This is a genomic window from Microbacterium faecale, from assembly GCF_014640975.1.
Lineage (GTDB): Bacteria > Actinomycetota > Actinomycetes > Actinomycetales > Microbacteriaceae > Microbacterium > Microbacterium faecale.
The window spans coordinates 2,383,576-2,396,463 of sequence record NZ_BMHO01000001.1 but is presented as its reverse complement, the minus strand read 5'-3'; the positions used below and the strand labels follow the sequence as shown (position 1 = coordinate 2,396,463).

The 12,888-nt window shown below is 67.8% G+C and carries 12 protein-coding genes; 10 read left to right on the top strand and 2 right to left on the bottom strand.

Going from position 1 to position 12,888, the window contains the following annotated elements; translation table 11 throughout:
* Positions 1 to 18: 18 nt before the first annotated feature.
* Both IEW87_RS11395 and IEW87_RS11390 read left to right on the top strand, forming a co-directional pair.
* Positions 19 to 1,509, top strand: a complete 1,491-nt coding sequence (locus tag IEW87_RS11395; protein WP_268234599.1) for an MFS transporter — start codon at positions 19 to 21, stop codon at positions 1,507 to 1,509.
* Entirely contained in the window at positions 1,506 to 2,675 is a 1,170-nt protein-coding gene (locus tag IEW87_RS11390) for a hypothetical protein (RefSeq protein WP_188712320.1), read from the top strand. The genes IEW87_RS11395 and IEW87_RS11390 overlap by 4 nt, the downstream gene beginning before the upstream one ends.
* On the opposite strand, the gene IEW87_RS11385 is transcribed toward IEW87_RS11390, so the two are convergent.
* Positions 2,647 to 3,705, bottom strand: a complete 1,059-nt coding sequence (locus IEW87_RS11385) for a COX15/CtaA family protein (protein ID WP_188712319.1) — start codon at positions 3,703 to 3,705, stop codon at positions 2,647 to 2,649. The genes IEW87_RS11390 and IEW87_RS11385 overlap by 29 nt on opposite strands.
* 227 nt (positions 3,706 to 3,932) lie before the next feature.
* Between IEW87_RS11385 and sufB the strand changes: the two genes are divergently transcribed.
* The 6 genes from sufB (at position 3,933) to IEW87_RS11355 (ending at position 9,343) form a co-directional block, all read left to right on the top strand.
* On the top strand, positions 3,933 to 5,351 hold the full coding sequence (sufB, locus tag IEW87_RS11380) for a Fe-S cluster assembly protein SufB (protein WP_188712318.1): 1,419 nt from the start codon (positions 3,933 to 3,935) through the stop codon (positions 5,349 to 5,351).
* 2 nt (positions 5,352 to 5,353) lie between these two features.
* On the top strand, positions 5,354 to 6,571 hold the full coding sequence (sufD, locus tag IEW87_RS11375; RefSeq protein WP_188712317.1) for a Fe-S cluster assembly protein SufD: 1,218 nt from the start codon (positions 5,354 to 5,356) through the stop codon (positions 6,569 to 6,571).
* Entirely contained in the window at positions 6,568 to 6,894 is a 327-nt protein-coding gene (locus IEW87_RS11370; protein WP_188712316.1) for a non-heme iron oxygenase ferredoxin subunit, read from the top strand. The genes sufD and IEW87_RS11370 overlap by 4 nt, the downstream gene beginning before the upstream one ends.
* Position 6,895: 1 nt before the next feature.
* Positions 6,896 to 7,666, top strand: coding sequence for a Fe-S cluster assembly ATPase SufC (sufC, locus tag IEW87_RS11365; protein WP_188712315.1), 771 nt, complete (start codon positions 6,896 to 6,898; stop codon positions 7,664 to 7,666).
* 19 nt (positions 7,667 to 7,685) lie between these two features.
* Positions 7,686 to 8,015, top strand: a complete 330-nt coding sequence (locus IEW87_RS11360) for a metal-sulfur cluster assembly factor (protein ID WP_188712314.1) — start codon at positions 7,686 to 7,688, stop codon at positions 8,013 to 8,015.
* A gap of 176 nt (positions 8,016 to 8,191) precedes the next feature.
* A complete protein-coding gene (locus IEW87_RS11355) occupies positions 8,192 to 9,343 on the top strand; it encodes a MalY/PatB family protein (RefSeq protein WP_188712313.1) in 1,152 nt (383 codons plus the stop codon).
* A gap of 30 nt (positions 9,344 to 9,373) precedes the next feature.
* Here the strand turns inward: IEW87_RS11355 and IEW87_RS11350 are convergent, their stop codons facing one another.
* Positions 9,374 to 10,309, bottom strand: coding sequence for a LysR family transcriptional regulator (locus IEW87_RS11350; protein ID WP_188712312.1), 936 nt, complete (start codon positions 10,307 to 10,309; stop codon positions 9,374 to 9,376).
* A gap of 96 nt (positions 10,310 to 10,405) precedes the next feature.
* Here IEW87_RS11350 and IEW87_RS11345 point away from each other — a divergent pair, with 96 nt between their 5' ends.
* Together IEW87_RS11345 and IEW87_RS11340 are read left to right on the top strand one after the other, a co-directional pair.
* Positions 10,406 to 11,437 carry an MBL fold metallo-hydrolase gene (locus tag IEW87_RS11345; RefSeq protein WP_188712311.1) on the top strand — a complete coding sequence of 344 codons (1,032 nt, stop codon included), beginning with the start codon at positions 10,406 to 10,408 and terminating at the stop codon, positions 11,435 to 11,437.
* Between the two features lie 68 nt (positions 11,438 to 11,505).
* The gene (locus tag IEW87_RS11340) at positions 11,506 to 12,888 is read left to right on the top strand and encodes an MFS transporter (protein ID WP_188712310.1); all 1,383 of its coding nucleotides are present in this window, start codon (positions 11,506 to 11,508) and stop codon (positions 12,886 to 12,888) included.

Here is a 12,888-nt window from a genome sequence, read left to right as displayed (position 1 = left end):
CCGGTCGCACGTAACCCCGTGACCGACGCAGGAGACGGAACCCCGACCACCCGCAGCATCGCCCTGAGCGCTGCCGGCCGGTGGCGTGCGTTCGGCGTGAGCGTGACCGTCGCCGCCCTGACGATCATGGACATCTCCAAGGTCAACGTCGGGCTCGCGTCGATCGAGACCGCGCTCGGCGGCGGATCCACCGAGCTTCAGCTGGTCGTGTCCGGCTACATTCTCGCGTTCGGGCTCATCCTGGTGCCCGCCGGCCGCATCGGCGACCAGCGGTCGCGCCGCACGCTCATGATCGGCGGTCTGGTCGGCTTCACGTTGGCGAGCGCCCTCGGCGCACTTGCCCCGAACATCTGGGTGCTCGTCGCGGCGCGCTTCCTGCAGGGCGTCGCGGCCGGGGTGCAGATGCCGCAGGTCATGGGCACGATCCAACAGATCTTCACGGGCGCGGAGCGGGCGCGGGCGTTCGGCATCTTCGGCGCGATCGTGGGGCTATCGACCGCGCTCGGTCCGACGCTCGGCGGCATGGTCATCGGGCTCGGCGGAGAGACCGACGGGTGGCGGTGGATCTTCTGGATGAACGTCCCCCTCGGTGCGATCGTCATCGCCGTCATGGTGCGCGTCCTTCCCGAGGTCAGACGACCGTCCGGCGAGCGGCTCTCGCTGGATCCGGTCGGTCTCGCGCTCTTCACGATCGTCGTCGTGACGCTCATGATTCCGTTCCTCCTCACGACGGGGTCGCCGGACGACGCCGCAATGCGCTGGTGGCTGCTCGTGCCCGCGGTCCTGTTCGCTGCCGGTTTCGTCGCATGGGAACGCCACTACGCGCGCACCGGCCGGCAGCCGCTCGTCCCGCTACGGCTGTTCCGCATCACATCCTGGCGCAACGGCACGATGCTGCAGGCGCTCTACTTTGCCGCCCTGCCGTCGATCTTCCTGCTCATGGCGCTGTATCTGCAGAACGGACTGGGGTATTCCGCACTCGTCGCCGGTGTCGTGACGATCGGCTTCGCGCTGTTGAGCGCGGCCTCCTCGTGGTACAGCGGCCGCCTCGTCGCGCGGTTCGGCCGGGCGCTCGTCATCGTCGGCCTCTTCATCGTGCTCATCTCGATCGTCGGCCTCGTCCTCGTGGCGCGCTTCACGAGCGACGAGACGACCCCCTGGGTCATGGCCGGCATCATGGTCATCGGAGGCGTCGGCGGCGGCATCGTCATCTCGCCGAACCAGACGTTGACGCTCGCGGAGATCCCACGCTCGGAGGGCGGCCTCGCCGGATCCGTCGGCCAGCTCGCCCAGCGCGTCGGCAACGCCATCGGTGCTGCAATCGCCCTGTCGCTGTTTTACTCGACCGTGTACCTCGAAGAGGGCACGCGGCCGCACGAGACGGTCTTCAACGACGCGTTCAGCAACGGGCTGCTCGCGGCGGCGCTGTTCGTGACGGCGTCGCTCGTCATCGCCTTCATCGACCTCGGATCGCGCCGGCGTCAGGCGCGGGAAGGACACGGCAGATGACGACACCGACCTCGGCCCGTCCGCGCCGTCGCCGCCTCCCGTGGATCCTCGCCGGGGTGTCGGCGTTCGTGGCGCTCGGGATCATCGCGGCGTTCGTGGTGCCGCCGTTGATCGCCCACCGCGACGCCGAAGCCGCGTACGCCGACGCCATCGCCGCGCGGGACGACGCCCGTGTCGAGTGGGATGAGGCGCGCGCGGCGTTGGACGATGAACGCGCGCCCGTCGAGGACGTCGTCACGCGCGCGGAGGCCGTCGCAATCGACGAGGTGAAGCTCTACCTCGATGAGGCGCTGTGGGAAGAGGTCGTCCAGCTCGTGGACGAGGTCGCCGAGATCGAGCAGGGCATTCCGGACAGCGACGACGCGCCCGTCGTCGAAGCGACGGAAGCGCCAGAAGACATCGAAGCGCTCCGCGAAGCGACGGATCGGGCGCGGGACGCGGCCGAGACGTACGAGGACGGTGCGGCGGGATTCGCCGCGGCGGCGGAGTCGCTCGCCGCCGTCGTGCCGCGGCTCGCGGAGACGACCGCGTCGCTGCGGGGGACGATCACAGAGACCGCCGACCGACTCGAGGAGGAGAACATCTCCGCCGAGAGCGTCACGCGGATCCGCATGCATTCCGCAGCGCGCCTCGCCGCCACGAGCGAGGAGCACGTTTCGACGTACGTGGCGCAGTACGCGGCGCGCGCGCACGAGGTCGAGGAATCCCAGGCCGCGGAGCTCGCGGAGAAGGACCAGGGCGACGGTCTCATGGAGGTGCGCCTCGAGATCGAGGACTTCGTGCGCTCCATTACGGGTGCCGCGCGCGTCGACTTCGACTGGGCGCCGATCGTTAACGGCCTCGGCGATGGTGTCTCGGCGGGCGGAGTGGTCGAGTGGCAGTACTCCGACGGCGGCTACGCGACGATGACGCTGTCGAACAGCGTCGCGGCCTATTGGCCGGATGAGCGGTTCGAGAGCCTCGTCGTGCACGAATCCGGGCACGTGATCACGTCGCAGTGCCGGGACATGCTGCTTGAGACGTTCGACGGTGACGTCGAGCTCATGGCGACCGCGTGGGCGATCGGGATGGGCTACACCAACACATGGGGCAACGGCGTCGACTTCTACTACAGCGGCACGTGGCCGCCGGATGACCTCATCGAGGCGTCGAAGGACTGCCGCTGATCGGACGCTTCATTCGCAGAACGAGGGCGACGTACGCCGCCGCGGAGAGGGCCGCGAGCACCATGTGCACGCCGACGAGCAGCGGCGGCAGCGAGGCGTTCGCCTGCCAGACTCCGACGAGGACCTGCACGATGAGCACCGCGAGGAAGGTCACCGACCAGCCGCGCGTTGGCAGGCCGCGCAGCCACGCGAGCACGACGATCGCCAGGGCGATTCCGGACATCGCGTAACCCGGCCACGAGTGCACGTGCGCGAGGATCGTCGCATCGAAGCCGGTGCGGATCACGTACTCGTCGCCCGAGTGCGGACCGTTGGCGGTCGTGAGCACGCCGAATGCGATCGTCGCGGCGAGCACGAGCGAGCCGACGTGCACGAGGATCGCGTACCCGCGGGGCACGGTGAGCTCGCGCGGGCCCGAGGTCGCGTTCATGCGCACGAGGAACGCGGCCGTCACGCACACGAGCAGGAGCGACGAGGCGTAGTGGAACCCGACGATGAACGGGTTCAGCCCGGTCAGCACGGCGCTGCCACCCACGACCGCCTGCGCCATCACGCCGACGAGCACGATCCAGGCGAGCGTCACGAGGTCGCGGCGCACGCGCGTGATGACGAGCGAATGCACCGCGCCGGCGACGGCCGCGAGGAGCAGCACGACCGACAGGGGGACCGCGCCGGAGAAGCCCATCGCCGTGAATCCGAGGTAAGCGCCGATCGCGCCGACGACCCCGCCGACTGCGAAGACGAGCGCCGGAACGAGCGAGCGGCGACCGCCCGCGGCGTGCAGCACGAGGAGGAGGACGACGAGCGCCACAATGCCGACGACGCCCGTCATCGTGCGGTTGCCGAACTCGATGATGCCGTGGATCCCGAGCTCCGCGGTCGGCACGAGCGAGTCGGGCGTGCACATCGGCCATTCCGAGCACCCGAGCCCGGATCCGGTCAACCGCACCGCGCCACCCGTGGCGATGATCAGCACCTCGGCGACGAACGACAACCAGGCGAAGATCCTGAGCGCGGGCGAGATCGGCATGGAGCGGCTCCTGTACCTGCCCTGAGCGTTACGCCGAAACGGGCGAGGCACGGGGCGAAACCTGTAGAATTGAGTGATGAAGGATTCGTACGCGATGCGTGCGTGATCCGAGAACAGTCTAGGCGCGCAATCTGCGCCAACAATGAGGACCCGACCACACCGCGTCCGCTCCGGCGCGGTGGAGCAGATGACACTGTTCGAGGTCCACGAGGAGAGTGTGAGGCGACATGTCCGATGTGCTGATCGACCGTCCAGAGCTCGAGAGTCTGGGGGTGTACGAGTTCGGCTGGCATGACTCCGACGTTGCCGGCGCGAGCGCCCAGCGCGGCCTGAGTGAGGCCGTCGTGCGCGACATCTCCCGTCTGAAGGACGAAGAAGAGTGGATGCTCAAGACGCGCCTCAAGGCGCTCAAGCTCTTCGACAAGAAGCCGATGCCCACGTGGGGTGCTGACATCACCGCCATCGACTTCGACAACATCAAATATTTCGTGCGCACGACCGAGAAGCAGGCGCAGTCCTGGGAGGACCTGCCCGACGACATCAAGAACACGTACGAGCGGCTCGGCATCCCGCAGGCTGAGCGCGAGCGTCTCGTCGCCGGTGTCGCCGCGCAGTACGAGTCCGAGGTCGTCTACCACCAGATCCGCGAGGACCTGGAGGAGCAGGGTGTCATCTTCATGGACACCGACACGGCGTTGCGCGAGCACCCGGAGTTCTTCAAGGAGTACTTCGGAACCGTCATCCCGTCCGGCGACAACAAGTTCGCGGCGCTCAACACGGCCGTCTGGTCGGGCGGATCCTTCGTCTACGTGCCGAAGGGCGTGCACGTCGAGATCCCGCTGCAGGCCTACTTCCGGATCAACACCGAGAACATGGGCCAGTTCGAGCGCACGCTGATCATTGCGGACGAGGGCAGCTACGTCCACTACATCGAGGGCTGCACGGCTCCGATCTACAAGAGCGACTCGCTGCACTCGGCCGTTGTCGAGATCATCGTGAAGAAGAACGCCCGCGTGCGCTACACGACGATCCAGAACTGGTCGAACAACGTCTACAACCTCGTCACGAAGCGCGCGATCGCGGAAGAGGGCGCGACGATGGAGTGGGTCGACGGCAACATCGGATCCAAGGTCACGATGAAGTACCCGTCGATCTTCCTCGTGGGCGAGCACGCGAAGGGCGAGACGCTGTCCGTGGCGTTCGCCGGTCCGGGCCAGCACCAGGACGCGGGCGCGAAGATGATCCACATGGCGCCGTACACGCAGTCGTCGATCGTCTCGAAGTCGATCGCACGAGGCGGCGGCCGCGCCGGTTACCGCGGCGAGGTGCGCGTCGATGAGAAGGCGCATCACTCGTCCAACTCGGTGATCTGTGACGCGTTGCTCGTCGACACGAAGTCGCGCTCCGACACCTATCCGGCGATCGACATCCGCGTCGACGACGTCGTCCTCGGCCATGAGGCGACCGTGTCGAAGGTCAGTGAAGAGCAGCTGTTCTACCTCATGAGCAGGGGTCTCGAAGAGACCGAGGCGATGTCGATGATCGTGCGTGGCTTCATCGAGCCGATCGCCCGTGAGCTGCCGATGGAATACGCGCTGGAACTCAACAAGCTCATCGAGATGGGCATGGAAGGATCGGTCGGCTAACGATGACGACTGACACGACGGCGCCCGCAGCGGCGCAGGATCAGCACGGCCACGTGGACCCGGCGCGTGCACTCGTCGGGGCACGGGACGATGTGACCGTTCCCGTGCAGACCCGCTCGGAGCGGCCGCGATCGTACGATCCGGCCGACTTCGGCACGCCGACCGGACGCGAGGTCAACTGGAAGCACACGCCCGTCTCGCGCATCGCGCCGCTGTTCGAGCAGTCGACGGCGAACGACGGCGTCACGTACACGTTCGCGTCCGGCGAGCAGTACGTCGCGGAACCGCTCGCGATCGGAGACGCCCCCCGGGGTGAGTTCTTCGAGCCCGAGGACATCACGGCCGCGGTCGCGTGGCACGGCGCCGACAAGGCGCTGCACATCAAGCTGCCGCGCGAGGTCGAGGTCGACGAGCCGATCGTGGTCGACATCGTCGGCCAGGGCGCGGACAAGCGCGCGGACGCCCACATCGTGATCGAGGCCGAGCCGATGTCGAGGGGCACCGTCGTGCTCCAGCACACGGGCTCGGCGCAGTACGGCCAGAACGTCGAGATCATCGCCCGCGACGGCTCGAACCTGACCGTCATCAGCGTGCAGAAGTGGGACGACGACGCGCTCCACGCGTCGGCGCACCAGGCGCGGGTTGACCGCGACGCGTCGCTGACGCACTTCGTGATCACGTTCGGCGGCGATCTCGTGCGGGTGAACCCCAACCTCGAGCTGTCGGGGCAGGGGTCGCACGGTGAGATGTTCGGGCTTGTCTACAGCGACACGGGTCAGCACCTCGAAAACCAGGTGTATCTCTTCCACAAGGGCGAGAACACCACGGGCGATGTGCTCTACAAGGGCGCACTCCAGGGCGAGACCGCCCGGACCGTCTGGATCGGCGACGTGCTGATCGGCCCGGACGCGACCGGAACCGACTCGTACGAGGCCAACCGCAACCTGCTGCTCACGAGCGGCGCTCGTGCCGACTCGATCCCGAACCTCGAGATCAAGACCGGCGACATCAAGGGCGCAGGACACGCATCCGCAACGGGTCGATTCGATGACGAGCAGCTGTTCTACCTGCAGACCCGCGGCATCAGCGAGGAAGAGGCGCGTCGACTCGTCGTGCTCGGCTTCCTCTCCGAGGTGCCGCAGAAGATCCGGATCCCGGAGTTGCAGCAGACGCTGCTCGCCGACATCGAGCGCGAGATCGCCGAGGGAGTGAAGCGGTGACCGCCACGCGCGTGTGCGGCCTGGGTGACCTCACTCAGGACGAACCCATGCGCGTCGAGATCGATGGCACGCCCATTGCGGTCGTGCGCGACTCGAACGACGAAGTGCACGCGATCGGCGACACCTGCACGCACGGTGACATCTCGCTGTCCGAAGGTTTCGTCGAGGGCGAGACGCTGGAATGCTGGGCCCACGGCTCGGCGTTCTCGCTCCGCACCGGCAAGCCTCTCAACCTCCCCGCTTACGAGCCCGTCCCCGTCTACGTCGTCCAGATCGACGGCGACGACGTGCTCATCGACATCAACGTGAAGAAGGAATACTGACATGGCTGTTCTCGAGATCCGCGACCTGTTCGTCACGGTCGAGACCGATGAGGGCACGATCCCGATCCTCAACGGCGTCAACCTGACCGTCGCCAGCGGCGAGACGCACGCGATCATGGGCCCGAACGGATCCGGCAAGTCGACGCTCGCCGCGACCATCGCTGGCCACCCCAAGTACGAGGTCGCGAGCGGAACGATCACGCTCGACGGCGAAGACGTCCTCGAGATGGGCGTCGACGAGCGTGCGCGCGCGGGACTGTTTCTCGCGATGCAGTACCCCGTCGAGATCCCCGGCGTCTCGGTGACGAACTTCCTGCGTACCGCGAAGACCGCGATCGATGGCGAGGCGCCGGCGATCCGCACCTGGGCCAAGGACGTCCGCGAGGGGATGCAGAACCTGCGCATGGACGAGAAGTTCGCGCAGCGCAACGTCAACGAGGGCTTCTCGGGCGGCGAGAAGAAGCGCCACGAGATTCTGCAGCTCGAGCTGCTGAAGCCGAAGCTCGCGATCCTCGACGAGACCGACTCCGGCCTCGACGTCGATGCGCTCAAGGTCGTCTCCGAGGGCGTGAACCGCGCCAAGGACACCACCGACCTCGGCGTGCTGCTGATCACCCACTACACGCGCATCCTCCGCTACATCAAGCCCGACTTCGTGCACGTCATGGTCGAGGGCAAGATCGTCGAGGAGGGCGGCCCCGAACTGGCGGAGCGCCTCGAGGAGTCCGGCTACGAGGGCTACCTCCCCGAAGACGCGCCCCTCCAGGGCTGAGGAAGCGTAAACTGTGACTATGTCCGCCACGCTTACCTCCGCGCTGTATGACGAGGTCACCGAGGCGCTCAAGGACGTCATGGACCCCGAGCTCGGGGTCAACATCGTCGACCTCGGGCTGATCTACGACCTGGCCTGGGATGACGAGAACGACGCGCTCGTCATTCACATGACGCTCACGAGCGCCGGGTGCCCGCTCACCGATGTGATCGAGGAGCAGATCGCTCAGTCGCTCGATGGCGTCGTCAAGCAGTTCCGGATCAACTGGGTCTGGATGCCGCCGTGGGGCCCCGAACGCATCACGGATGACGGGCGCGACCAGATGCGCGCGCTCGGCTTCGCGATCTGAGACGCATACGAAAGGTCCGCGGGCTTCGGCCTGCGGACCTTTCGCCGTTCCTGACGTCCTCAGTTTCCGAAACGGCTTCACACCGCGAACTTGGGCGCCGTCTGCGGAAGGTTGAGCGTGACGGGCGATGACGCTCGGCGACGGGGGATCATCCGTCCTGGCGTAGGGTCGTGACCATGACGGATCCGCTTGACGCTCTGCCTCTCGACGTCCTGCGCCAGCGCTCCAGCACGAAGTGGGCGACACACCCCGACGATGTGCTGCCGCTTTTCGTCGCTGAGACGGACTTCCCGCTCGCCGAGCCGATCACCCGAACGCTGACCGACGCGATCGCGATCGGCGACACCGGCTACGTGCCGCCGAAGACGGCGTACCCGGAGGCGTTCGCCGCGTTTGCTGAGCGGCGCTGGGGCTGGCAGGTCGATCCCGATCGCGTGCGCACGACGTGCGACGTCATGATGGGCGTCGCTGAGCTCGTCCGGGCGACGGCGAAGCCAGGGGAGAAGGTCGTGATCACCTCGCCCGTGTATCCGCCGTTCTTCAGCGTGCATGACGAATCGCACACCGAGTACGTCGATGTTCCGCTCCGGAGAGACGGCGGTTCGTGGTCGCTCGACCTTGAGGGAATCGACCGCGCCTTCGCCGATGGCGCCGTCGCGATTCTGCTCTGCAACCCGCACAACCCGACTGGAACCGCGCACACGCCCGAGGCGCTCGCGGAGCTCGCGCGCAGCGCCGAACGGCACGGCGCCGTCGTGATCAGCGACGAGATCCACGCGCCGCTCGCGATCCCGGGTCGTCGGCCCTTCACGCCCTTCCTCACAGTGTCGGCCGAGGCGCGGCAGGTGGGGTTCGCCGTGCAGAGCGCGAGCAAGACCTTCAACCTCGCCGGCCTGAAGTGCGCGCACATCGTCACGGCGACCGACCGCAACGCCGAGCTCGTGCGGCGGATCCCGGACGAGGTCGAGTGGCGTACGGGATTGTTTGGCATCAAAGCCGGGATCGCGTCGTACACCGACGGCGACCCGTGGCTCGACGCGCTCCTGGCGCGCCTCGCCGCCAACCAGACCCTGCTCGTCGACTTGCTCGCCGAATATGTGCCTGCCGCGGCATACGTACCGGGGGACGCCGGCTTCCTCGCCTGGGTCGACCTGCGCGAGACCGGCTGGGGGGATGATCCGGCGGCGAGGATCCTCGCGGATGCTCGTGTTGCGCTCAACTCGGGCCCGGCGTTCGGCGCCCCAGGCCGCGGCCACGCGCGCATCAACTACGGCACCGGCCCCGAGATCCTCACTGAGGCCGTCCGCCGCATCGGCGCCCTCACCTGACCTCGCCCGCGCGGAGGTCGGCGGCGCGCGTCAGGTCCGTGACGAGGCCTCGTCGCGGTTCAGCGCCGCGTGGGTCGCGACCCAGTACTCGCGCACGGCGCTGAGCACCTCCGTGATGAGCGCAGTCGGCCTGACGCCGCGGGGGAGCACCGCAGCGACCGGATTGTCGAGCGCTTCGCCCGGCAGCGCGCGGAACAGCAATGGACGCCCCTCCGGGCTGTGCGAGCGCGTCTGCATGAGAATCGAGTACGCGGATCCGCGGCCTGCGACATTCTGGATCGCGTCGACGCTGCTGCTGCGCCACGGCACGAGTGGTTCGACGCCCTCGGCCGCGAATGCCGCGAGCGTGCGCTGGAGCGCGGGCTCTTCGTCGAGGAAGATCGCCGGATGCTCCGCCAGCAACGGCAGTGAGAGCTGCACCTCGGAGGCGAGGGGGTGGTCGGGGCTCATGACCGCCATGCGTCGGGCGCGTCGCAGCATCGTCGGCTCGCAGCCGTCGATGAGCTGGGCTCGGTAGATCACGGCGACCTGCACGCGTCCGGCGAGGAGCTCCTGCTGCACGAACGAACCCGAGCCCTCGATGAACTGCAGTTGCACATCAGGATGGCGCGTCGCGAACCACTCGATCAGGGCGGGGATCGTATGCGTGGAGAGAGTGCGATAGACGCCGATGGCGAGGCGCCCGCTCAGACGCCCGCGCGCCTCCGACACGATCGCGGACACCTGACTGACGCCGTCGAGGACTCCGCGGGCGTGCGAGGCAACCGCGACGCCCTCGGCGGTGAGCGCGATGCCGTGCCCCGGACGCCGGATCGCCAGGCGGGCGCCGACGGTGCCCTCGAGCTGAGCGAGCGCCGTGCTGACGGCCGCCTGCGTGACGTGGCATGCGGTGGCGGCGCCCGTCACGGACCCCGTGTCGGCGATGGCGACGAAGTACTCGAGCTGGCGAATCGTGATGTCAGTCATTACCTCTCTTGATACCACGTCTAAAGACATTTAGTTGGACAGATGTCTGTCCTCCGGTGAGCATGGTGGAACACCTTGGGAAAGGAACACGACGACGTGAGCACGGAATTCTCCCCGCACATCGTGACGCTCGGCACGGCCGGCGGCCCGCGCTGGTGGGCAGACCATGACGGAGCGCCCCGATTCGGCATCGCGACCGCGGTGGTCGTCGGCGAGCGGTGGTATCTCGTCGACTGCGGCGATGGAGCAGGGCATCAGGCGCGTTCCGCCGGCCTGAACATGGCTGACCTCGGTGGCATCTTCCTGACGCACCTCCACTCCGATCACGTCGTAGACCTCCCCGGAATCGTGCTGTTCGGGGCGTTCGAGCTGAAGGGCCGCACGGGCGGCCCCATCCCGATCGTCGGTCCCGGCGACCGGGGCAAGCTCACGCCGCTGGCCCCGCAGGCGACGGCACGGCCGCAGCCGGTCGCTCCCGAACGGCCGACGCCGGGCGTCGCCGGACTCATGGACGGCATCCTCGCGGCGTACGCGACCGACATCAACGACCGCATCTTCGACTCGCTGGCGAAGAGCCCGCGCGACACGTTCGCGGTGCGAGAGATCGATGTCGGGGGCATCCGCGGCTTCGACCCCGACACCACCGTGGCCCCCGAGATGGAGCCGATCGAGGTCTTCCGTGACGACCTCGTCACCGTGACGGCGACGCTCGTGTCGCACCATCCGATGGCCCCGGCGTTCGCATTCCGGTTCGACACGGAGCACGGATCCGTCACCATCTCGGGCGATACCGCTCCCTGCGACAACCTCGTGCGACTCGCCCGGGACACCGACCTGCTGCTGCACGAGGCGATCGACCTCGACAACCTCGCGGCGCAATACCCCGACACCGAGATGATGCGCGCCACGATGGAACACCACCGTCGTTCGCACACCACTCCCGCCGACGCGGGGACGGTCGCTGCGCGAGCAGGCGCCCGCCATCTCGCGCTGCACCACCTCGTTCCCGCCTACGCCCACCCGGCGGTCTGGCAGGACGCTCGGCTGTCGTTCGGCGGGCCTCTGTCGATCCCGGACGACCTCGATCGCATCGTCTTCGCACGCGTCCCCGAGCCCTCGGCCTCGTAGTCGCGACCGTCCCGCGCCAGCAGGCGTCACCCGCTTCATCGGCCACCGCGCCACACTAGGAGTCAATGATGACCAACGTCAGCCCGTCACCGTCCAGTGACCACGTGTACGCCGCATCGCGGCGCGACATGCGTCGGATCCTCGCGTCGAGTCTGATCGGCACCGCGCTCGAGTACTACGACTTCATCCTGTACGCGACTGCCGCCGGCATCGTCTTCAACAAGGTGTTCTTCACGAATCTCGACCCCGCCCTTGCGCTGATCTTCTCGTTCGCCACCCTCGCTGCGGGGTACGTCGCGCGTCCGCTCGGCGGCATCATCTTCGGACACCTCGGCGACAAGATCGGCCGCAAGACCGTCCTGATGGCGACGATCGTCTTGATGGGCGTCACGTCGACGCTGATCGGGCTGCTGCCGGCGACGGCTCAGATCGGGATGTGGGCGCCGGCCCTGCTGGTCACCCTGCGTGTCGTCCAGGGCATCGCCGTCGGGGGCGAATGGGGAGGGGCCACGCTCGTCGGCTTCGAGAACGCAAAGAAGCGTTCTCGCGGATTCGCCGCGGCGTTCTCGTACATGGGCGCCCCCACGGGGACCCTCGTCGGCACGCTGATCCTGGCCGGCATGGCGACGCTGCCCGAGGAGCAGTTCCTCTCGTGGGGCTGGCGGGTGCCGTTCGTGCTGTCAGCGGCGTTCATGATGATCGCCGTCTTCATCCGCCGCAAGGTGTCGGAGTCGAAGGTGTTCCAAGAGGCGCTCGAGAACGCCCCGAAGGAGAAGAAGACCCCGCTCGCCGATCTGGTGCGCCACCACTGGCGACCGCTGCTCCGCGCCTTCGCCGTCGGCATCTCGGGGCAGGCCGCGCAGGGCCTGATGGGCGCGTGGGCCGTCGCGTACGTTGTCGCGCAGGCGTCGCACTCGCAGAGCCTGATCCTCGTGCTGAAGTCCGCCGCCGCGGTCACCACGATCATCTTCATCATCGTCTCGTCGCGGATGTCGGACCGGTTCGGCCGCCGCCGGATCCTGCTGTTCGGCAACATCCTCGGCATCACCTTGGCGTTCCCGATCATGATGATGCTCCAGACCGACAGCGTCGTCCTGTTCTTCTTCGCGGTGTTCCTCGGACTCTCGGTGGTGCAGGGATTCTCTGCCGGACCGTACGGCGCGTACGCGGGGGAGCAGTTCCCGACCGCCGTGCGAAACTCGGGCGCCTCGGTCGCCTATCAGTTCGCCGCGACCGCTGGCGCGGGCTTCACTCCCATGATCGCGACCGCGCTCGCCGCGGCCGGCGGCGGAAACCTGTGGCTCGTGTCGCTGCTGTGGATCGGCTTCGCCTCCGTCAGCCTGATCGGCCTCCTCACGGGCAAGGACCGCTCGCACCTCGAGCTCACGGAACTCGATGGAGCGGCGCCCGTGGTGACGAAGCCCGAGCAGGATCTCGCACGCGTCCGCTGA